Genomic DNA, 21,685 nt, shown 5'->3' with positions numbered 1-21,685 from the left:
TTGCGCAGAGTGTCACCGCAAGCACGGGCGATGGGCGGTCAGGTAACGACTCTCTGGTCACGACCGAGAACCGCGCTTGTCTGATTGCGACGCGCCAAAAGGTGGCGTGCCTGGATTGGGGTGTTCTTTTGTTGAGCAGTTTTGACTGGTCTGGCCCCATCGCTGGCAAGCCAGCTCCCACAGGGACTTGTGGTGTAGATCCACTGGCATCAACGCTACAGAACCTGTGGGAGCTGGCTTGCCAGCGATCGGGGGCGACTCGGTCTCAACACTCAACCGCACTGACCGCCAACCCACCGCGCGACGTTTCTTTATATTTGTCATGCATATCGGCGCCGGTATCGCGCATGGTGCGAATCACCCGGTCCAGTGAAATAAAATGCTGACCATCGCCACGCAACGCCATCTGCGCCGCGTTGATCGCTTTTACCGCCGCAATCGCATTGCGCTCGATGCACGGCACTTGCACCAGGCCACCGACCGGATCGCAGGTCAGACCCAGATTGTGTTCCAGGCCAATCTCCGCCGCGTTGCACAACTGCTCAGGCGTCGCGCCGAGAATCTCCGCCAGACCCGCCGCCGCCATCGCGCAGGCTGAGCCGACTTCGCCCTGGCAACCGACCTCGGCGCCAGAAATCGAAGCGTTCTTTTTACACAGAATCCCTACTGCCGCCGCGCTGAGGAAATAGTCGACGACGTTGGCGTCGGTAACCGCCTCGCTGAATTTCATGAAATAGTGCAGCACCGCTGGAATGATCCCGGCCGCGCCGTTGGTCGGCGCCGTAACCATGCGCCCGCCAGCCGCGTTCTCCTCGTTGACCGCCAGGGCGAACAGGTTGACCCACTCCATCGCGCTCAGGGTCGAACCGATGACATTGGGCTTGTTCAATTCCTGCAGACTGCGATGCAACTTCGCCGCGCGACGACGCACGTTCAAACCGCCGGGCAGGATGCCTTCGTGCTGCAAGCCCTGCTCGACGCAATCCTGCATCGCCCGCCATAGCTTCATCAGCCCGGCGCGGATTTCTTCTTCGCTGCGCCAGACCTTTTCGTTGGCCATCATCAACTCGGCGACGCGCAGATTGTTCTTCTTGCACAATTCCAGCAGCTCGACCGCGCTGCAAAAGTCATAAGGCAGTTCAGTGCGGTCCAGATCGACCACCCCGCTGCTGGCCTGCGCCTCGTCGACGACAAAGCCGCCGCCAACCGAATAGTAGGTGTCGCGATGCAGTTCACCGAATTCGCCCTCGGCAACCAGCGTCATGGCGTTGGGATGGAAAGGAAGGTTTTCATCGATCAGGCGCATGTCCCGCGCCCAGACGAACGGCACCGAGTGACGACCGTCCAGCCGAAGCGTGTGGGTTTCGCGCAGCGCCTGAATGCGCGGGCCGATCTGTGACGGGTCGATTGCATCCGGCCATTCGCCCATCAGGCCCATGATCACCGCGTTGTCGCTGCCATGACCGATGCCCGTGGCCGACAGCGAACCGAACAGCTGAACCTCGATGCGCCGCACCTGTTCCAGTAAATGCCTGCCCCGTAGCGACTCGACGAACAGCGCCGCAGCGCGCATCGGGCCGACGGTGTGGGAACTGGAAGGACCGATGCCGATTTTGAACAGGTCGAAAACGCTGATAGCCATTGCTGCAGAGCTCCTGGGAATACCGGTTCGGGCCGCAGAAGCGCCCGCTGGCGGAGCTGCTACGCTCAAGCTGCGATCCGCCGATTGCCGGCATCATCAGGCTTTTGTCGGCGCGCACGGCGTCTGACACCGACGCACTCATGCCCAGCAGCGCCGTCCGGTTTTCGCCCCGCAATTGCGCCGTTTTTATGCAGTTCAGAAGGTCATCCGGGGCAGAAAAAAGCTGTAAGCGACGTCACCGACACTGGAAGCGACCATCCCTGTACTGGATACGACCCTCCCTGTAGGCGTCAGATTTTCACTGGTACATGATCGGGATGACTCGATTGCAAGGCGCTGCGGTAGAGCTGTCTTCAGAACGCCACCCAACCGCAACCTATAAGTGCGGTGGTCCACAGTCGGAACACTGCCAAAAAAAACACCAAGGAGTCCATCCATGAAAGGTTCCCCGTCGTTGTTGTTGGCCGCCCTGCTGAGTTTGCCGTTACTGGCTCAAGCCGCAGAGCCGGAAAAGTGCAGTACCGTGAATTTCTCCGACGTCGGCTGGACCGACATCACCGCCACCACCGCCACCACCTCCGTTGTCCTCAACGCCCTCGGCTACAAGACCAAGACCACCATGATCTCAGTGCCCGTGACCTACAAGTCGCTGGCCGACGGCAAGAACATGGACGTGTTCCTCGGTAACTGGATGCCGACCATGGAGAACGACATCAAGGCCTACCGCGAAGCGGGCACCGTGGAAACCGTGCGCACCAACCTCACCGGCGCCAAATACACCCTCGCGGTGCCGCAAGCCCTGTATGACAAAGGCCTGCACGACTTCGCCGACATTCCGAAATTCAAGAAAGAACTCGACGGCAAGATCTACGGGATCGAGCCGGGCAATGACGGCAACCGCCTGATTCAGAGCATGATCGAGAAAAACGCCTTCGGCTTGAAGGACGCTGGTTTCAAGGTGGTCGAGTCCAGTGAGGCGGGCATGCTCTCCCAGGTGGATCGCGCATCGAAACGCGGCACCGACGTGGTCTTCCTGGGCTGGGCGCCGCACCCGATGAACAAGCGCTTCAAGATTCAATACTTGACCGGCGGCGATGATTTCTTCGGCCCCGATTTCGGCGCGGCCACCGTGGCGACCAACACTCGCAAGGGCTACTCGACCGAATGCAGCAACGTCGGTCAGCTGTTGAAAAACCTGGAGTTCACCGTCGACATGGAAAGTGAACTGATGGGCAATATCCTCGACGACAAGATGAAGCCTGACGCGGCCGCCAAGGCCTGGCTGAAAAAGAATCCACAGGTGCTCGAAACCTGGCTCGCTGGCGTGACCACCATTGACGGTAAACCAGGCCTGGAGGCCGTGAAAGCCAAGCTCGCGCCTTGATTTGAGGGGCATCGCTTATGCCGGGCAGGCGCACCTGCCCGGGCTGTTAACTTCCTTGCATGCGGACGTTCACTACCATGCTGATTGATCAGAAAATACCTCTAGGCCAGTACATCGCGGGCTTCGTCGAATGGTTGACGCAAAACGGCGCCAACACCTTCGACGCAATCGCCGTGACACTGGAAACGATGATCCACGGCGTGACGTTTGCGCTGACCTGGTTCAACCCGCTGGTCTTGATCGGCCTCATCGCACTGATCGCCCACCTGATCCAGCGTAAATGGGGCCTGACCGTTTTCGTAGTCGCCTCCTTCCTGCTCATTCTCAACCTCGGTTACTGGCAGGAAACCATGGAAACCCTCGCCCAGGTGCTGTTCGCAACCCTGGTCTGCGTGTTGATCGGCGTGCCGCTGGGCATCGTCGCCGCGCATAAACCGATGTTCTACACCATGATGCGGCCGGTGCTCGATCTGATGCAGACCGTACCGACCTTCGTTTACCTCATTCCTACCCTGACCCTCTTCGGGCTGGGTGTGGTGCCGGGCCTGATTTCCACGGTGGTCTTCGCCATCGCGGCGCCGATCCGCCTGACCTACCTGGGCATCCGCGATGTCCCGCAAGAACTGATGGACGCCGGCAAGGCCTTCGGCTGCTCGCGTCGCCAACTGCTCTCACGGATCGAACTGCCGCACGCCATGCCAAGCATCGCGGCCGGCATCACCCAGTGCATCATGCTGTCGCTGTCGATGGTGGTGATCGCGGCACTGGTCGGCGCCGACGGACTCGGCAAACCGGTGGTCAACGCACTGAACACTGCTGATATCGCGCTGGGCTTCGAAGCGGGCCTGGCAATCGTACTGCTGGCGATCATGCTCGACCGTATCTGCAAACAACCCGACGCAAAAGCAGGGGGTGACGCATGAGCATTATTCGCTTTGAAGACGTCGACGTAATCTTCGCCAAAGACCCGCGCGAGGCACTCAAGCTGCTCGACCAGGGCATGACCCGCAACGAAATCCTGAAGAAGACCGGCCAGATCGTCGGCGTGGAAAAGGCCACGCTGGACATCAACAAAGGTGAAATCTGTGTGCTGATGGGCCTGTCGGGCTCCGGCAAGTCGAGCCTGCTGCGCTGCATCAACGGCCTCAACACCGTCAGCCGCGGCAAGCTGTTCGTCGAGCATGAGAACCGCCAGATTGACATCGCTTCCTGCACACCCGCCGAACTGAAAATGATGCGCACCCAACGCATCGCCATGGTCTTCCAGAAATTCGCCCTGATGCCCTGGCTGACGGTGCGCGAAAACATCAGCTTCGGTCTGGAAATGCAGGGCCGACCGGAGAAGGAACGCAAGAAGCTGGTCGATGAGAAACTCGAACTGGTGGGCCTGACCCAGTGGCGCAACAAGAAGCCCGACGAACTGTCCGGCGGCATGCAGCAGCGCGTCGGCCTGGCTCGCGCGCTGGCGATGGACGCCGACATTCTGTTGATGGACGAACCCTTCTCGGCCCTTGATCCGCTGATCCGCCAAGGCCTGCAGGATGAACTGCTGGAGCTGCAACGCAAGCTGAACAAAACCATTGTGTTTGTGAGTCACGACCTCGACGAAGCACTGAAACTCGGCAGCCGCATCGCGATCATGAAAGACGGCCGGATCATCCAGTACAGCGTGCCCGAAGAAATCGTGCTCAACCCGGCGGACGATTACGTACGCACCTTCGTTGCGCATACCAATCCACTCAACGTGCTCTGCGGGCGCAGCCTGATGCGCACGCTGGACAAGTGCAAACGCATCAACGGCTCGGTGTGTCTGGACCCGGGCGGCGACTCCTGGCTGGACCTGGCCGAAGGCAACACCATCAAAGGCGCACGGCAGAACGGTTCGGTACTGAACCTGCAAAACTGGGCGCCGGGGCAAGCGGTGGAAGGTCTGGAGCGCAAGCCGACGCTGGTGGATTCGAACATCGGCATGCGCGATGCACTGCAGATCCGTTATCAGACCGGCAACAAACTGGTGCTGCATGACAACAATCATGTCGTGGGGATATTAGGCGACAGCGAGCTGTATCACGCGCTGCTGGGCAAGAACCTGGGGTAAGAACGCCAGACACAAAAACGCCGCGAGAGGATCGCGGCGTTTTTGTTTGTAAGCGGTGAACAAAGGAACTGTGGCGAGGGAGCTTGCTCCCTCGCCACATCATTCACTGCACCGCCGGTCGTCAAGATTTAGCTGTACACCCGCCCCAGCAACTGCCGATGACTTTCAAACTGATCCAGCACGTCCCGCGTGATCTGATCCTGCGTGAAGCCCATCAAGTCGTAATCCTGGCTGCCGTTGTGCAGATACACCTCGGCACGGTAGTAACGCTGGCGCGCTTCGTCGGACTGGGCCGATTCGGTCGGCGTCGCCAGATAGCCGTCCAGGCTCACTTCGTAGACAAAAGGGTTGCCCTCTTCCATCTCCACCCGCACGCCCATGCAGCGCTTGGCTTTACCCAACAGCGTCTGCACTTCAATGCCCTGGGCACGCAATTGCGCGGCCGCGTCTTCGAGAGCCGGCGTCACGTGTTTGTCCATGAAACGCTGCACCACCGATTGGCTCGGCTGCAGATCGAGCTGCGTCAGACGTTCGCTGAAACCGCGACGACCGCGTTCCGCCAGTTGCGCTTGTTCCTGTTCGATCTGCACGTCCTGGCGCATCGCCTTGTGCAGGCCGAACATGAAGCAGATCAGCACCACCGAGAACGGCAGACCGGCCAGCACCACCATGGTTTGCATGGCTTCGAAGTTACCGGCGAAGAGCAAACCGATGGTCACCAGCGTGATCACCACCGACCAGAAAATCCGCAGCCAGTGCGGTGCGTCTTCGTCGACGTTGCCGCCCTTGCACGAAAGATTCGCCATCATCACCGCGCCGGAGTCAGCCGGGGTCAGGAACAGCACGAAACCCACGAAGATCGACACACCAATAACGACTTTCGACGCCGGGTAGTGCTCAAGCAACTGATAGATCGCCATCGACGGCTGTTCCAGGGCCGTCTTGCCTAACTCCACCGCCCCCTGGTTCATCACCAGATCCAGCGCCGAGTTACCGAAGATCGACAGCCAGGCCAACGTGAAACCCAGTGGAATCAGCAGTACACCGGCGACCAGTTCACGCACGCTCCGGCCACGGGAAATCCGCGCGATGAACATGCCCACGAATGGCGCCCAGGAAATCCACCATGCCCAGTAGAACAGGGTCCACAGGCCCAGCCAGCGGTCGGACTTGGCGTTGTCGCCTTCATAAACGTACAGATCGAACGTCTTCAGCACGACGCCATTGAGATAGTCGCCGATGTTCTGCACGAAGCCGTTGAGCAGGTGCAGGGTCGGGCCGAACAGCAGGACGAAAATCAACAGACCGCTGAACAGCACAATGTTCAGGTTGGACAGACGACGGATCCCGTTTTCCACACCGGACACAGCGGCGATGGTCGCCACGGTGCTCATGACGATGATCACGATCAGCAGGTTGGTGTTGCTGTGTTCCATGCCGAACAGGTTTTCCAGCCCGGACGACACTTGCAGCGAGCCAATGCCCAGGTTGGTCACTAGCCCCAGCAGGGTCACGAACATGCCGAAGCCGTCCACCGCGTGTCCGGCCGCGCCCTTGACCCAGCGCTCGCCGACCAGCGGATACAGCGCCGAACGCAGCGCCAATGGCTGGTTATGACGGTAGGCAAAATACGCGACGGCCAGACCGACCAGTGCGTAAATCGCCCAGCCGTGCAGGCCCCAGTGCAGGAAAGTCAGCTGCACCGCCTGACGCGCCGCCATGTTGCTGGCGGACACGCCTTCCGGCGGATTGAAGTAGTGATCCAGCGGTTCCGAGGCGCCGAAGTACAGCAGCGAAATACCGATACCCGACGAGAACAGCATCCCCGCCCAGGCGCCGTAACTGAAATCCGGGGTGTCGTCCTTGCTGCCCAGTTTGAGTTTGCCATAGGAGGAAAACGCCAGACCGACCACAAACACCAGGTAGGCCGCGATCACCACCATGTAGTACCAGCCGAAGCTGCGCGACAACCAGGCCTGGGCCATCCCCAACACTCTGCCGGCCTCTTGCGGGGCGATGATCAGAATGGCGGTCAACAACAGAATCAGCGCGGTCGAGGTGTAGAACACCCAACCGTTGACCGTCACCTTCTCGGGCGGGGTCTTTATTAGCGAGGCAGAACTCATGGCACAAATGCTCCAGGCAGTGCGAGAGAAGAACACAAGGCAACACGGGACCCGACCAAATCGGTTAGTTGGCAGCCGACCGGCGGGTGATATAAAGACACTCCGAAAAAAGCCCGAACCTGCCGAAATGGCGTTGCGTATTCGCTTTTGCGGCCACAGAAGACGGACGGTCATCCGTCACCTGGCCTCGAGCGTCCTGCCCTTTCAACGCGTCCCTGGAATCGCGAACCGCGCCATGCCCCACGCAGGTTTCAAGCATTTTTGGATGTCGGTTTTTATCGCCGTTACACGTAGGAAAAATCTGTAGGCAGCGACGATTTGTCGCAGATCTTATTCTTTGTTGATTGAACGTTCAATCAAAACAAAATAGACTGGCCCTCAATCCGATCGGCGTCATTCGCCCCTCGGAAGGCCTAAGGAGATGTGCAAGATGCCCAAGGTCGGTATGCAACCCATCCGCCGCCAACAGTTGATCGAAGCCACATTGCAGGCGGTTGATCAGGTCGGGATGGGGGACGCCAGCATTGCGCTGATCGCCCGTCTGGCCGGTGTCTCGAATGGCATCATCAGTCATTACTTTCAGGACAAGAACGGCCTGATTGCCGCCACGATGCGGTATCTGATGACAGCCCTCAGCGAGAGCGTCACCGCGCGCCGTCAGGCGCTGGCAGATGACAGCCCCCGGGCGCATCTGCAGGTGATCATCGAAGGCAACTTCGACGCCAGCCAGGTCAATGGCCCGGCAATGAAAACCTGGCTGGCCTTCTGGGCCACCAGCATGCACCAGCCGTCTTTGCACAGGTTGCAGCGGATCAACGATCACCGTCTGTATTCCAACCTGTGCTGTCAGTTCCGCCGTGTGCTGCCGCTCGAAGATGCGCGCAGCGCAGCGCGGGGACTGGCAGCGTTGATCGACGGCTTGTGGTTGCGCGGCGCACTGTCGGGAGACGCTTTCGACACAGCGCAGGCGCAACAGATCGCTTACGAATACATGGATTTCCAATTGGCCAAGCAGACGAGTCAGAGCACACAGAAATCGCTCGACTCCTGAACGCCACCGCAGCGTCATCGCGGTGGTCAATGCCAAACACCAATGCACTTGCGAGGACACTATGGCCCGTTTCGAACTGCAAAAACTCTACATCGATGGCGCGTACTCCGACGCCGGCAGCGATGCCACCTTCGAAGCCATCAACCCGGCGAACGGTGAAGTCCTCGCACGGGTGCAACGTGCAACGAAGGAAGACGTCGAGCGCGCCGTGGTCAGCGCCGAAAAGGGCCAGAAAATCTGGGCTGCGATGACCGCCATGGAGCGTTCGCGCATCCTGCGTCGCGCCGTCGACATCCTGCGCGAGCGCAACGATGAACTGGCTGCGCTGGAAACCCTGGACACCGGCAAATCCTTCTCTGAAACCAAGTACGTCGACATCGTCACCGGCGCCGACGTGCTGGAGTATTACGCAGGTCTGGTGCCCGCCATCGAAGGCGAGCAGATCCCGTTGCGCGACACCTCTTTCGTTTACACCCGTCGCGAGCCGCTGGGCGTGGTCGCCGGTATCGGCGCATGGAACTACCCGATCCAGATCGCCCTGTGGAAATCCGCACCAGCGCTGGCCGCCGGTAACGCGATGATCTTCAAGCCAAGCGAAGTCACCTCGCTGACCACCCTGAAACTGGCTGAGATCTACACCGAAGCCGGCGTCCCGAACGGCGTCTTCAACGTACTGACCGGCAGCGGCCGTGAAGTCGGCACCTGGCTGACCGAGCACCCGCGCATCGAGAAAATCTCTTTCACCGGCGGCACCGACACCGGCAAGAAAGTCATGGCCAGCGCTTCGGCTTCGTCGCTCAAAGACGTGACCATGGAACTGGGCGGCAAGTCGCCGCTGATCATCTTTGACGACGCCGACCTCGATCGCGCTGCCGACACCGCGATGATGGCCAACTTCTACAGCTCCGGTCAGGTGTGCACCAACGGCACTCGCGTATTCGTACCGGCTCACCTGAAAGCCGCATTCGAAGCCAAGATCGTTGAGCGCGTTGCGCGCATCCGCGTCGGCAACCCGGAAGACGAAAACACCAACTTCGGTCCGCTGGTCAGCTTCGCCCACATGGAAAGCGTGCTGGCTTACATCGAAAAAGGTAAAGAGCAAGGCGCGCGCGTGTTGTGCGGCGGCGGTCGTCTGACCGAAGGCGAGTTCGCCAAGGGCGCGTTCGTGGCGCCGACCGTGTTCACCGACTGCACCGACGACATGACCATCGTGCGCGAAGAAATCTTCGGCCCGGTCATGGCGATCCTCTCCTACGAAACCGAAGAAGAAGTGATCCGCCGCGCCAACGACACCGATTTCGGCCTCGCTGCCGGCATCGTCACCAAGGACCTGAACCGCGCGCACCGCGTGATTCATCAACTTGAAGCCGGTATCTGCTGGATCAACGCCTGGGGCGAGTCCGACGCAAAAATGCCGGTCGGCGGTTACAAGCAGTCGGGCGTGGGCCGTGAAAACGGGATCAGCTCGCTGAACAACTTCACCCGTATCAAATCGGTACAGGTCGAGCTGGGCGATTACGTCTCGGTGTTCTAGGACCCGATGAGCCTGGAATGGCCCCTGTGGCGAGGGAGCTTGCTCCCGCTGGGCTGCGAAGCAGCCCCATTCCAGTCCCGGCAGTTCTTTCAGACAGCACTCGAGCGCTGATTTTGCGACTGCTGCGCAGTCGAGCGGGAGCAAGCTCCCTCGCCACAAAAGCAGCCTGAACCCATTTTACGAGGGTACATTCATGTCCCAGGAATTCGACTACATCATCATTGGTGCCGGCTCCGCCGGTAACACCCTGGCTACCCGTCTGACTGAAGACGAAGGCGTCACCGTTCTGTTGCTCGAAGCGGGCGGTCCTGACCATCGTCTCGACTTCCGCACGCAAATGCCGGCCGCTTTGGCGTTCCCGCTGCAGGGTCGTCGTTACAACTGGGCTTATGAAACCGATCCAGAGCCACACATGGACGGTCGCCGGATGGAGTGCGGTCGCGGCAAGGGCCTCGGCGGATCTTCGCTGATCAACGGCATGTGCTACATCCGTGGCAACGCGATGGACTACGACGGCTGGGCGAAACTGCCGGGCCTGGAAGACTGGTCCTACCTCGATTGCCTGCCGTACTTCCGCAAGGCGGAAACCCGCGACATCGGCCCGAACGATTACCACGGTGGCGACGGCCCGGTCAGCGTGACCACGCCGAAAGCGGGCAACAACCCGTTGTTCCACGCCATGGTTGAAGCCGGTGTACAGGCCGGTTACCCGCGTACCGAAGACTTGAACGGTTACCAGCAGGAAGGCTTCGGCCCGATGGACCGCACCGTGACGCCGAACGGCCGTCGTGCTTCCACCGCCCGTGGCTACCTCGATATCGCCAAAAAACGTTCGACGCTGACCATCGTCACCCACGCCCTGACCGACAAGATTCTGTTCGAAGGCAAGCGTGCGGTGGGTGTGCGCTACCTGATCGGCGATGCCGAAGAGCGCGTTGAAGCCAAGGCCCGCAAGGAAGTGCTGCTGTGCTCCGGCGCCATCGCGTCGCCACAGATTCTGCAGCGTTCCGGTGTCGGCCCGGCGAAACTGCTGGAAAGCCTCGACATCCCGGTGGTGCACGATCTGCCGGGCGTCGGTGAAAACCTGCAGGATCACCTTGAGCTTTACCTGCAATACGCCTGCACCCAACCGGTTTCGCTGTACCCGTCGCTGCTCTGGTACAACCAGCCGGCCATCGGTGCCGAGTGGCTGTTCAACGGCACCGGCATCGGCGCCAGCAACCAGTTCGAGGCCGGCGGTTTCATCCGTTCGCGTCCGGAATTCGAATGGCCGAACATCCAGTACCACTTCCTGCCGGTCGCGATTAACTACAACGGCAGCAACGGCGTGAAAGAACACGGCTTCCAGGCGCACATGGGTTCGATGCGCTCGCCAAGCCGTGGTCGCATCCAGGTCAAATCCAAGGATCCGCGTCAGCACCCGAGCATCCTGTTCAACTACATGGCCACCGAGCAGGACTGGCAGGAATTCCGTGACGGCATCCGCCTGACCCGTGAAATCATGCAGCAGCCTGCGCTGGATGCGTTCCGTGGCCGCGAGATCAGCCCGGGCATCGAAGTGCAAACCGATGAGCAACTCGACAAGTTCATCCGTGAGCACGCCGAAACCGCGTTCCACCCGTCCTGCTCCTGCAAAATGGGCACCGACGAGATGGCCGTGGTCGATGGCGAAGGTCGCGTGCACGGCATGCAAAGCCTGCGTGTGGTCGATGCTTCGATCATGCCGATCATCACCACCGGCAACCTCAACGCGCCGACGATCATGATGGCCGAAAAAATCGCCGACAAGATCCGTGGCCGCAAGCCGCTGCCACGCAGCAACGCTGCTTACTACGTGGCAAACGGCGCGCCGGTCAAAGGCAAGCCGATGCGGGATATCACCCCTGTTACCCAGTAAGTCGTAAGACCTAGGAGCGGCCTTCGCGAGCAGGCTCGCTCCCACACTGGATCTCTGGCATTCACAAATTCTCTGTGGGAGCGAGCCTGCTCGCGAAGGGGCCCTCACATTCAGCACAAATTCCCCTGCTGCACTGTAAAACCTCCTACACCCCCTCTTCACTTGATCCTACCCCCACGCAGGCCTACTCTAGACCTCGCGCAACCGTTTCACCCCTCCCCGCCGTCGCTCTGCCGCTTCTCCATTACAAGGAGGTTTCCGAATGTTCGATTTCCATCCCCAGCTCAAGCAGCGCTTCGCTGCCTTGCGCACGGGTGCCGAGTTTTTTTCCCTGCGGTATGTGCGCGAGTCCGGACAGTATCTGTCGGTGCGCAAGAACGTCGCCGAACCGCCGAACCTGAGCCGTGATGAAGGGGCGATGCTTACAGTCCGCGTCAATGGCGTCGAGGCTTACGCAGCGACCAACGACCTGTCGCAGCAAGGCCTGCAAGCCGCGCTCGAGCGTGCCGAGCAACACGCCCGAAGACTCAAGCCCCACGCCTTGCTTGACCTGCGCGATCAGCCCGTGTCCAGCGACCGCGCTGACTACTTTTCACCCAATCTCGAACAACCCTTCCCGTCGCTGAGCGAATGCTTTGACCTGCTCGGCGCGGAATCCGCCTCGGTGCCAAAGGATGAGCGCCTGGTGAACTGGCAAGTGAGCATCGGCATCACCCACGTCGAGCAGATCTACCTGAGCAGCGCGGGCGCGGAGCTGCGCCAGGCCCAGCGCTTTGTTTACCCGAGCCTCGACGTCACCGCCTACGACGGCAACGACAGCCAGACCCGCAGCCTCGGTCGCGAAAACTTCGGCCAACAGGGCGGCGCCGACGTGATCAGCCGTTGTGGCCTGGTCGGTGCCGGCCCGCAAGTGGCGGATCAGGCGCTGCAGCTGCTACTCGCGCCGAACACCCCGCAGGGCCAGCGCGACCTGCTGCTGATGCCCGACCAGATGATGCTGCAGATCCATGAATCCATCGGCCACCCGCTGGAACTCGACCGGATTCTGGGCGATGAGCGCAATTACGCCGGCACCAGCTTCGTCAAGACCAGCGACTTCGGCAGCCTGCAATACGGCTCGGATCTGCTCAACGTGACGTTCGATCCGGACATCCCCGAAGAGCTCGCCAGCTACGGCCATGACGACGACGGCACCCAGGCCAGCAAACAATTCCTGATCCGCGATGGTCTGCTGCTGCGCCCGCTGGGCGGAGCGCTGTCGCAATATCGCGCCGGTCTGGATGGCGTCGCCAACAGCCGCGCCTGTGGCTGGAACCGGCCGCCGATCGACCGCATGGCCAACCTCAACATCGAGCCGGGTGACCAGCCGCTGAACAAGCTGATCGAAGGCATCGAGGACGGCATTTTGATGAGCACAAACCGCTCGTGGTCGATTGACGATGCGCGCAACAAGTTCCAGTTCGGCTGCGAATGGGGCCAGTTGATCAAGAATGGTGAACTTAAAGGCGTCGTCAAAAATCCCAACTACCGGGCCATTTCCGCGCACTTCTGGAAAAGCCTGCGCGCCGTCGGCGACGCCAGCACGGTCAGGGTGCTCGGCACGCCGAACTGCGGCAAGGGCGAACCGAACCAGGTGATCCGCGTCGGCCATGCTTCGCCGGCCTGCGTATTCAGCAACATTGATGTGTTTGGGGGAGACGCCTGATGAGCATTTCGAAGCGTCAGTCTGACGCCTTCAAGGTCATGATCAACTGGCTGCGCGACAGCGTTCGCGAGCCGGAACAGTTCACGCTCAGCTACGCCGCCGAATCGTCGGCGTTCGTGCGCTTCAATCACGCCAAGGTGCGACAGGCCGGACAGGTGCAGCAGGCCAATGTCGGTCTGAAACTGATCAACGACGGCCGCCACGCCGATCTGCAGATCACCTTGTCCGGTGACCAGGAAGCCGATCTGCAGCGCCTCGCCGAAGGCCTGCTGCAGCTGCGCGAAACCCTCCCGCTGCTGCCGCAGGATCCGTATTTATTGCTCAACCACAACGACTGGCAGAGCACGCACGTACAAGCGCATCCGCTGCCGGACACCGAAGATGTCGTGGCGCAAATCTGCGCTGCCGCTGAAGGTCTGGACCTGGTCGGTTTTTATGCGGCCGGCCCGATCAGCCGCGGTTTCGCCAGTTCGGCGGGGGCGTTCGGCTGGCATGAGGCCAACAGCTTCAACTTTGATTTCAGCCTGTTCCACGAAAACGGCGAAGCGGTGAAAGCCAGCTATGCCGGGCATGACTGGAGCGACGAAGGTTTCGCGCGGCGCTTTGCCCAGGCGCGCGAACAGCTTGAATTCCTCGGTCGACCGTTACGCACGTTGGCGCCAGGTCAGTACCGCGCGTATCTGGCACCGGCGGCGCTGGAGGAAATAATGGGCATGCTCAGTTGGGGCGGGTTCTCGGCACAGTCGATCGCCAGTAAAAGCAGTCCGTTGCAGAAGCTGTACGTCGGCGACCAGGCGTTCAGCCCGTTGGTGTCGCTGGATGAAAAGGTCAGTGCTTCGCTGAGCCCGGCGTTTTCCGCCGAGGGTTATCCGCGCAGCGATCTGCGCCTGATCATCGAAGGCAAGGCCGGCGATCAACTGGTCGGCTCGCGCAGTGCGGCCGAGTATGGTCTGCCAGCCAACGGCGCAGGCGGCGGGGAAATGCCCAGTGCGTTGAACATGGCGGCCGGCGATTTGTCGCAGGAAGAGATCCTCAAGCAGTTGGGTACCGGCCTGTACATCAGCAACTTGTGGTACCTGAACTACTCGGACCAACCGGCGGCGCGCATGACCGGCATGACCCGGTTCGCGACGTTCTGGGTCGAGAACGGCGAGATCCAGGCGCCGGTCAGCACCATGCGTTTTGACGACAGCGCCTACAACCTGCTGGGTTCGCAGCTTGAGGCACTGACTACCGAGCGCGAATTGTTGCTGTCGGCGAGTACGTACAGCCAGCGCAACACCTCGTCGGCATTGCTGCCGGGGGCGCTGATCAGCCGACTCACGCTGACCCTGTAACACCGCAGTACGCCTGTGGGAGCGAGCCTGCTCGCGAAAGCGACAGATCAATCGACATCAATGTTGAATGAAATAGCCTCTTCGCGAGCAGGCTCGCTCCCACACTGACTGCGCTTGACGCTGAATATGCACTGACACTAGAGGTTCCATGCCCAACCGCCCGCCTCTCGACGCCATCACCGCCCGCTGGTTGCCGTGGGTCGTCGCCATTGCGTTCTTCATGCAGTCCCTCGACGGGACAATTCTCAACACTGCGCTGCCGGCCATGGCCGGCGATCTGGCGGAAAACCCATTGCGCATGCAGGGCGTGATCATCGCCTACATGCTCACCGTGGCCCTGTTGATTCCGGCCTCCGGCTGGATCGCGGACCGCTTCGGCACCAAGAAAATCTTCTTCGGCGCGATCCTGCTGTTCAGTTTCGGCTCGCTGCTCTGCGCCTTGTCGAGCAGCCTGAGCATGCTCATCGGCGCGCGAATCATTCAAGGCCTGGGCGGTGCGCTGATGTTGCCGGTCGGGCGCCTCGTGGTGTTGCGCGCCTATCCGCGCTCCGAGCTGGTGCGGATCATGGGTTTCATCACCATCCCCGGCCTGCTCGGCCCGCTGATCGGTCCGACCATGGGCGGCTGGATGGTCGAATACATGACGTGGCACTGGATCTTTCTGATCAACCTGCCAGTTGGCGTCATCGGCTGCTACGCGGTGTGGAAATTCATTCCCGACCTGCGCGGCACTGAGCGCACGCGGTTCGACAGTCTCGGGTTTCTATTGTTTGGCGCAGCGATGATCCTCATCACCATCGCCATGGAAGGCCTGGGCGAACTGCACCTGCCGCACCTGCGGGTGATGCTGCTGTTGTTCGCCGGCATGGCGTGTCTGGCGGCGTACTGGTTGCGCGCCGGGCATATCGAGAATCCGCTGTTCGCGCCGTCACTGTTCAAGACCCGCACGTTCGCCGTCGGCATTCTCGGCAATCTGTTCGCCCGCCTGGGCAGCGGCGCCCTGCCGTTCCTGGTGCCGTTGTTGCTGCAAGTCGCGCTGGGCTACTCACCGTCGCAAGCGGGGATGAGCATGCTGCCGCTGGCTGCTGCGGCGATGGTTGCCAAATGGGTTGCGCGACCGCTGATCGAACGTCTCGGCTACCGCATCGTGCTCACTGGCAACACCCTGGCGCTGGGCATCATGCTGGCGAGCATGGGCCTGGTCAGCGAGCAGACGCCCTACTGGCTGCTGTTGTGCCTGCTGGCGGTGCTTGGCGCGATCAACTCCCTGCAATTCACGGCGATGAATACGGTGACACTGATTGACCTCGACGATGCGAGCGCCAGCAGCGGCAACAGCCTGCTGTCGGTGGTGGCGCAGTTGTCGCTGAGTCTCGGCGTGGCCTGCGCCGGTGCACTGCTCGGCGGCTTCACGGCGAAAGTAGGCAACGATGGCGTGGAAACGGTGCTAGGCGCGTTCCAGCTGACCTTCGTCACGGTCGGCGTGATGGCGATGCTGGCGGCGACGATCTTCTCGCAACTGTCGAAGGAAGACGGACGGCGTGCGAAACGGCCGCAAGAGCATATCGAACATTAATCGCTGTTCGTCCAGAACTGTCGAGGAAACTGGCACGGGGCTGCTACACTGCGCGACATTTTGTTTTGCAGGCCAGTCCCGTGACCACCATCGCCACCGCTTTTAATACTCTGCCGCTGTCCGCCGCCATGCTGGCTAACCTCGAATCACTCGGTTATAGCCAGATGACGCCGATCCAGGCGCAGAGCTTGCCGGTGATTCTCAAGGGGATGGACCTGATCGCCCAGGCCAAGACCGGCAGCGGCAAGACCGCCGCGTTCGGCATCGGCCTGCTGAACCCGATCAACCCGCGCTACTTCGGTTGCCAGGCGCTGGTGATCTGCCCGACCCGTGAGCTGGCCGATCAGGTCGCCAAGGAAATCCGTCGTCTGGCCCGCGCCGAAGACAACATCAAGGTCCTGACCCTGTGCGGCGGCGTGTCCTTCGGCCCGCAGATCGCTTCGCTGGAACACGGCGCGCACATCATCGTCGGCACGCCGGGGCGCATCCAGCAGCACCTGCGCAAGGGTTCGCTGGTGCTCGACGGCCTGAACACATTGATCCTCGACGAAGCCGACCGCATGCTCGACATGGGTTTCTACGACGCCATCGAAGACATCATCGTCAAGACCCCGGAGCGCCGCCAGACCCTGCTGTTCTCCGCCACTTATCCGGTGGGCATCAAGCAACTGGCCTCAAAATTCATGCGCGATCCGCAGACCGTCAAGGCTGAAGCCTTCCACGATGACACGCAGATCGAACAGCGCTTCTACGAGATTTCCCCGGAAGAGCGCATGAGTGCGGTGACCAAGGTCCTGCACCATTTCCGTCCGGCGTCCTGCGTGGCGTTCTGCTTCACCAAGCAGCAGGTTCAGGAAACCGTCGATCACCTGACGTCCAAAGGCATTTCCGCCGTCGGCCTGCACGGCGATCTGGAACAGCGTGACCGCGATCAGGTGCTGGCGATGTTCGCCAACCGCAGTACTTCGGTACTCGTGGCCACCGACGTGGCGGCCCGTGGTCTGGACATCGATGCACTGGACATGGTGATCAACGTCGAGCTGGCCCGCGATTCGGAAATCCACATCCACCGCGTCGGCCGTACCGGTCGTGCCGGCGAAAAAGGTATCGCCATCAGTCTGGTCGCGCCGTCTGAAGCACACCGCGCGCAAGCCATCGAACAACTGCAGAAAGCGCCGCTGAACTGGGATCAGATCGACAACCTCAAGTCCCAGGGACTGGCGCCGCTGCAGCCGCCGATGACCACGCTGTGCATCGGTGCCGGCCGCAAGGACAAGGTTCGCCCGGGCGATATTCTGGGCGCACTGACCGGCGACGCCGGCATTCCGGGCGCGCAGGTTGGCAAGATCGCGATCTTCGACTTCCAGGCATTCGTGGCGGTGGAACGTACCGTGGCCATGCAGGCCTTGCAGCGCCTGAATGACGGCAAGATCAAGGGCCGCTCGCTGCGCGTGCGTATCCTCTAAGAACTGCGTAGGTGGATCGTTCCCACGCTCCGCGTGGGAATGCATCTTGTGACGCTCCGCGTCACGACTTGGAAAGCGGACGCAGAGCGTCCATGGCGGCATTCCACGCAGAGCGTGGGAACGATCATTGTGCGAGGACACCGTTTTGCGCTCTACCGAAGTCGTGATCATTGGCGCTGGCGCCGCAGGCCTGATGTGTGCCCTGACTGCCGCCGGGCGTGGGCGTAAGGTGCTGCTGCTCGACCACGCGAACAAGGCTGGCAAGAAAATCCTGATGTCGGGCGGTGGCCGCTGCAATTTCACCAATATGTACACCGAACCGAGCAATTTCCTCTCGCAGAACCCGCACTTCTGCAAATCGGCACTGGCGCGCTATACCCAGTGGGATTTCATCGGCATGGTCGGCAAGCATGGCGTGCCGTACCACGAGAAGAAACTCGGCCAGCTGTTCTGCGACAACAAATCCAGCGACATCCTCGGCATGCTCCTGGACGAATGCGATCAGGTTGGCGTGGAGCTGCACCTGGACACTTCGATCCAGACCATCGAGAAAACCGACGCCGGTTACCTGCTCGACACCACCCTCGGCCAAGTCCAGTGCCAGTCGCTGGTAATCGCTACAGGCGGGCTGTCCATCCCGACGCTGGGTGCGACCGGTTTCGGTTATCAGGTCGCGAAACAGTTTGGTCACGAACTGCTGCCGACCCGCGCTGGTCTGGTGCCGTTCACCATCACCGACCAGCTCAAGGAACTGTGCACGGAGCTGTCCGGCACATCGGTGGACTGTCTGGTCAGCTGCAACGACCAGAGCTTTCGCGAGAACATCCTGTTCACCCATCGCGGGCTCAGCGGTCCGGCGATTCTGCAGATTTCGTCTTTCTGGGAGCCTGGCGACACGGTCGAGATCAACCTGCTGCCGGATCACGATGCGGCGAGCTGGCTGCAACAGCAAGTGGCCGAGCGCCCGAACAGCGAGCTGAAAACCCTGCTGGGCGAAATCTTCACCAAGAAGATGGCTAACTTGCTGGCGGACAACTGGTTCGTCTCCAAGCCGATGAAGCAGTACACCCACGCCGAACTGGCGGAAATCGCCGACAGGTTGGGTAGCTGGAAAGTCGTGCCGGCCGGGACTGAAGGTTATCGCACGGCTGAAGTGACCCTTGGCGGCGTCGATACCCGCGAGGTGTCGTCCAAAACCATGGAATCGCTGAAAAGCCCTGGCCTGTATTTCATCGGTGAAGTGCTCGATGTCACCGGGCACCTGGGCGGCTTCAACTTCCAGTGGGCGTGGGCCTCGGGCTACGCTGCCGCGCAGTACGTCTGACCACATTCCTGAAAATGAAATGCAACCCTGTGGGAGCTGGCTTGCCAGCGATGAGGCCGGCATATCCAACATCGATGTTGAATGCCAGGACGCCATCGCTGGCAAGCCAGCTCCCACAGGTTTTTGTGCCAATCCCCAAATTGAGTTCGGCATAAAAGCAGTAAGGAACACTTTTTGCTGTCAGATGTGCTCGGCGCCATTGCGTCGGCGTCATTACTGGCTCAATTTAGCGGCATCGCCTCGGAAGGCCTTCGCACTTCATGTCCTCGACCTCATTTCATCAGTCTTTGCGGCGCCTGTGGGCGCTGGATAAATTCAGCTACAGCGTGCGGGTATTCATCGCCCTGACCGGCAGCATGGCGCTGTGTTGGTATCAGGATGAAATGGGCCTGTTGATCCCGCTGTTTCTCGGGATTATCGCCAGCGCCCTGGCCGAGACCGACGACAGTTGGCAGGGCCGCCTCAATGCGCTCGCGGTGACGCTGGTGTGTTTCAGCATCGCTGCGCTCTCAGTGGAATTGCTGTTCCCGTACCCGATCATTTTCGCCGTGGCCCTGGCGCTGGCCAGCTTCGGCCTGACCATGCTCGGTGCGCTCGGCGAACGTTATGGTGCGATCGCGTCGGCGACCCTGATTCTTTCCGTGTACACGATGATTGGCGTGGACCAGCGCGGCGGCGCCGTCATCGACTTCTGGCACGAACCGATGCTGCTGGTGGCAGGCGCCGCGTGGTACGGCTTGCTCTCGGTGGTGTGGCAGGCGTTGTTCTCCAACCAACCGGTGCAGCAAAGTCTGGCGCGGCTGTTCCGCGAACTGGGCTTCTATCTGAAGCTGAAATCCTCACTGTTCGAGCCGATCCGGCAAATGGACGTCGAGGCCCGGCGTCTGGAACTCGCGCAGCAGAACGGCCGCGTGGTGGCCGCGCTCAACACTGCCAAGGAAATCATCCTGCATCGGGTCGGCAACGGCCGGCCCGGCTCGAAAGTCAGCCGCTACCTCAAGCTGTACTTCCTCGCCCAGGACATTCACGAACGCGCCAGCTCATCGCACTATCCGTACAACGCCTTGGCCGACGCGTTCTTCCACAGCGACGTACTGTTCCGCTGCCAGCGCCTTTTGCGCCAGCAAGGCAAAGCCTGTCGAGCGCTGGCCGAGTCCATTCAGATGCGCCAGCCGTTCATTTACGACGCCAGCTTCGCCGAAGCGCTGGGCGATCTGCACGCCTCTCTCGAACACCTGCGCGTCCAGAGCAATCCGGCCTGGCGCGGGTTGCTGCGTTCGCTGCGCGCGCTGGCGGCGAACCTCGGCACCCTCGACCGTTTGCTCAGCGATGCGAGCAACCCCGACGCCCTCGCCGATGCCACCGACAGCAGCCTGCTCGACCGCTCGCCGCGCAATCTCAAGGACGTGTGGATTCGCCTGCGCACGCAACTGACACCGACTTCCTTGCTGTTCCGCCATGCCCTGCGTCTGCCGCTGGCGCTGAGCATCGGTTACGGCATGGTGCACTTGATTCACCCGTCGCAGGGTTACTGGATCATCCTCACCACGCTGTTCGTCTGCCAGCCAAACTACGGCGCCACCCGGCGCAAACTCGGCCAGCGGATCATCGGCACCGCCATCGGCCTGACCGTGGCGTGGGTGCTGTTCGATCTGTTCCCGAACCCGCTGGTGCAATCGTGCTTCGCCATCGCCGCCGGGGTCGTGTTCTTTACCAACCGGACTACCCGCTACACGCTGGCGACCGCTGCGATCACCGTCATGGTGCTGTTCTGCTTCAACCAGGTCGGCGACGGCTACGGGTTGCTCCTGCCAAGGCTGTTCGATACCTTGCTCGGCAGTCTGATCGCCGGCCTGGCGGTGTTCCTGTTCCTGCCGGACTGGCAAGGTCGACGCTTGAACAAAGTGCTGGCCAACACGCTGACCTGCAACAGCATCTACCTGCGCCAGATCATGCAGCAATACGCCGCCGGCAAAAGCGACGACCTCGCCTATCGCCTGGCGCGGCGTAACGCGCATAACGCCGATGCGGCGCTGTCGACAACGCTGGCAAACATGCTGATGGAGCCGGGACATTTCCGTAAGGAAGCCGACGTCGGCTTCCGTTTTCTGGTGCTGTCGCACACCTTGCTCAGCTACCTGTCAGGGCTCGGCGCACACCGCGAGACCCAGTTGCCTGCCGACGTCCGCGAGCAACTGATCGAAGGCGTCGGGGTGAAACTGGCGACCAGCATCGATGAAATCGCTCAAGGCCTTGCGAGCAAACAGCCGATTGCGATTCAGAGCGATGAAGAGGAAGCGCTGGCCAATGAGCTGGAACAGATGCCGGACGAGATCGATGAGGGACAGCGGCTGGTGCAGACGCAACTGGCGTTGATATGCCGGCAGTTGGGCCCGTTGCGGACGCTGGCGGCGCACCTGATCAAAGACACCGGTGAGATCAGCGGCGGCTGAAAGAACGCCTTCGCGAGCAGGCTCGCTCCCACAATCAGGGATGCGTTCCCCTGTAGGAGCGAGCCTGATCGCGAAGAAGCCATCAGCCACAT

Annotated in this window: 14 protein-coding genes; 12 read left to right on the top strand and 2 right to left on the bottom strand. The window is 61.1% G+C overall.

Features of this window, described 5'->3' with window-relative positions; all coding sequences use genetic code 11:
- Nucleotides 1-265: 265 nt before the first annotated feature.
- A complete protein-coding gene (locus tag HU727_RS23370) occupies nt 266-1,642 on the bottom strand; it encodes an L-serine ammonia-lyase (RefSeq protein ID WP_186532980.1) in 1,377 nt (458 codons plus the stop codon).
- 436 nt (nt 1,643-2,078) lie between these two features.
- Here HU727_RS23370 and HU727_RS23365 point away from each other — a divergent pair, with 436 nt between their 5' ends.
- The 3 genes from HU727_RS23365 to choV all read left to right on the top strand — a co-directional run bounded on the left by HU727_RS23365 (nt 2,079) and on the right by choV (nt 5,124).
- Nucleotides 2,079-3,026 (top strand): choline ABC transporter substrate-binding protein, encoded by a 948-nt coding sequence (locus HU727_RS23365; RefSeq protein ID WP_186532981.1) that lies wholly within the window; start codon nt 2,079-2,081, stop codon nt 3,024-3,026.
- 77 nt (nt 3,027-3,103) lie between these two features.
- A complete protein-coding gene (gene choW / locus HU727_RS23360; protein ID WP_186532982.1) occupies nt 3,104-3,949 on the top strand; it encodes a choline ABC transporter permease subunit in 846 nt (281 codons plus the stop codon).
- The gene (gene choV, locus HU727_RS23355) at nt 3,946-5,124 is read left to right on the top strand and encodes a choline ABC transporter ATP-binding protein (protein ID WP_186532983.1); all 1,179 of its coding nucleotides are present in this window, start codon (nt 3,946-3,948) and stop codon (nt 5,122-5,124) included. The genes choW and choV overlap by 4 nt, the downstream gene beginning before the upstream one ends.
- Nucleotides 5,125-5,252: 128 nt before the next feature.
- Here choV and HU727_RS23350 read toward each other — a convergent pair whose 3' ends face one another.
- Nucleotides 5,253-7,193 (bottom strand): BCCT family transporter, encoded by a 1,941-nt coding sequence (locus HU727_RS23350; protein WP_367617021.1) that lies wholly within the window; start codon nt 7,191-7,193, stop codon nt 5,253-5,255.
- Nucleotides 7,194-7,680: 487 nt separating this feature from the next.
- Between HU727_RS23350 and betI the strand changes: the two genes are divergently transcribed.
- The 9 genes from betI to yccS all read left to right on the top strand — a co-directional run bounded on the left by betI (nt 7,681) and on the right by yccS (nt 21,593).
- Nucleotides 7,681-8,301 carry a transcriptional regulator BetI gene (gene betI, locus HU727_RS23345; RefSeq protein ID WP_186532985.1) on the top strand — a complete coding sequence of 207 codons (621 nt, stop codon included), beginning with the start codon at nt 7,681-7,683 and terminating at the stop codon, nt 8,299-8,301.
- Nucleotides 8,302-8,362: 61 nt separating this feature from the next.
- On the top strand, nt 8,363-9,835 hold the full coding sequence (gene betB / locus HU727_RS23340) for a betaine-aldehyde dehydrogenase (RefSeq protein ID WP_186532986.1): 1,473 nt from the start codon (nt 8,363-8,365) through the stop codon (nt 9,833-9,835).
- Nucleotides 9,836-10,028: 193 nt separating this feature from the next.
- Complete coding sequence (gene betA, locus HU727_RS23335) at nt 10,029-11,732, top strand: choline dehydrogenase (RefSeq protein WP_186532987.1); 1,704 nt, start codon at nt 10,029-10,031, stop codon at nt 11,730-11,732.
- A 262-nt stretch (nt 11,733-11,994) separates the two neighbouring features.
- Entirely contained in the window at nt 11,995-13,437 is a 1,443-nt protein-coding gene (locus HU727_RS23330; RefSeq protein WP_186532988.1) for a TldD/PmbA family protein, read from the top strand.
- The gene (locus tag HU727_RS23325) at nt 13,437-14,774 is read left to right on the top strand and encodes a TldD/PmbA family protein (RefSeq protein ID WP_186532989.1); all 1,338 of its coding nucleotides are present in this window, start codon (nt 13,437-13,439) and stop codon (nt 14,772-14,774) included. Before HU727_RS23330 ends, HU727_RS23325 begins: the two co-directional genes overlap by 1 nt.
- Before the next feature lie 148 nt (nt 14,775-14,922).
- The gene (gene mdtD / locus HU727_RS23320) at nt 14,923-16,350 is read left to right on the top strand and encodes a multidrug transporter subunit MdtD (protein WP_186532990.1); all 1,428 of its coding nucleotides are present in this window, start codon (nt 14,923-14,925) and stop codon (nt 16,348-16,350) included.
- A 128-nt stretch (nt 16,351-16,478) separates the two neighbouring features.
- On the top strand, nt 16,479-17,816 hold the full coding sequence (gene dbpA, locus HU727_RS23315; protein WP_264081987.1) for an ATP-dependent RNA helicase DbpA: 1,338 nt from the start codon (nt 16,479-16,481) through the stop codon (nt 17,814-17,816).
- A 145-nt stretch (nt 17,817-17,961) separates the two neighbouring features.
- Nucleotides 17,962-19,140, top strand: a complete 1,179-nt coding sequence (locus HU727_RS23310; RefSeq protein ID WP_186532992.1) for a BaiN/RdsA family NAD(P)/FAD-dependent oxidoreductase — start codon at nt 17,962-17,964, stop codon at nt 19,138-19,140.
- Between the two features lie 260 nt (nt 19,141-19,400).
- Nucleotides 19,401-21,593: a YccS family putative transporter gene (gene yccS / locus HU727_RS23305; protein ID WP_186532993.1), complete on the top strand. Its 2,193-nt coding sequence runs from the start codon at nt 19,401-19,403 to the stop codon at nt 21,591-21,593.
- The last annotated feature ends 92 nt before the right edge of the window (nt 21,594-21,685 follow it).

The organism is Pseudomonas khorasanensis (assembly GCF_014268505.2).
Taxonomy (GTDB): domain Bacteria; phylum Pseudomonadota; class Gammaproteobacteria; order Pseudomonadales; family Pseudomonadaceae; genus Aquipseudomonas; species Aquipseudomonas khorasanensis.
This window is presented reverse-complemented; position numbering and strand designations above follow the sequence as displayed.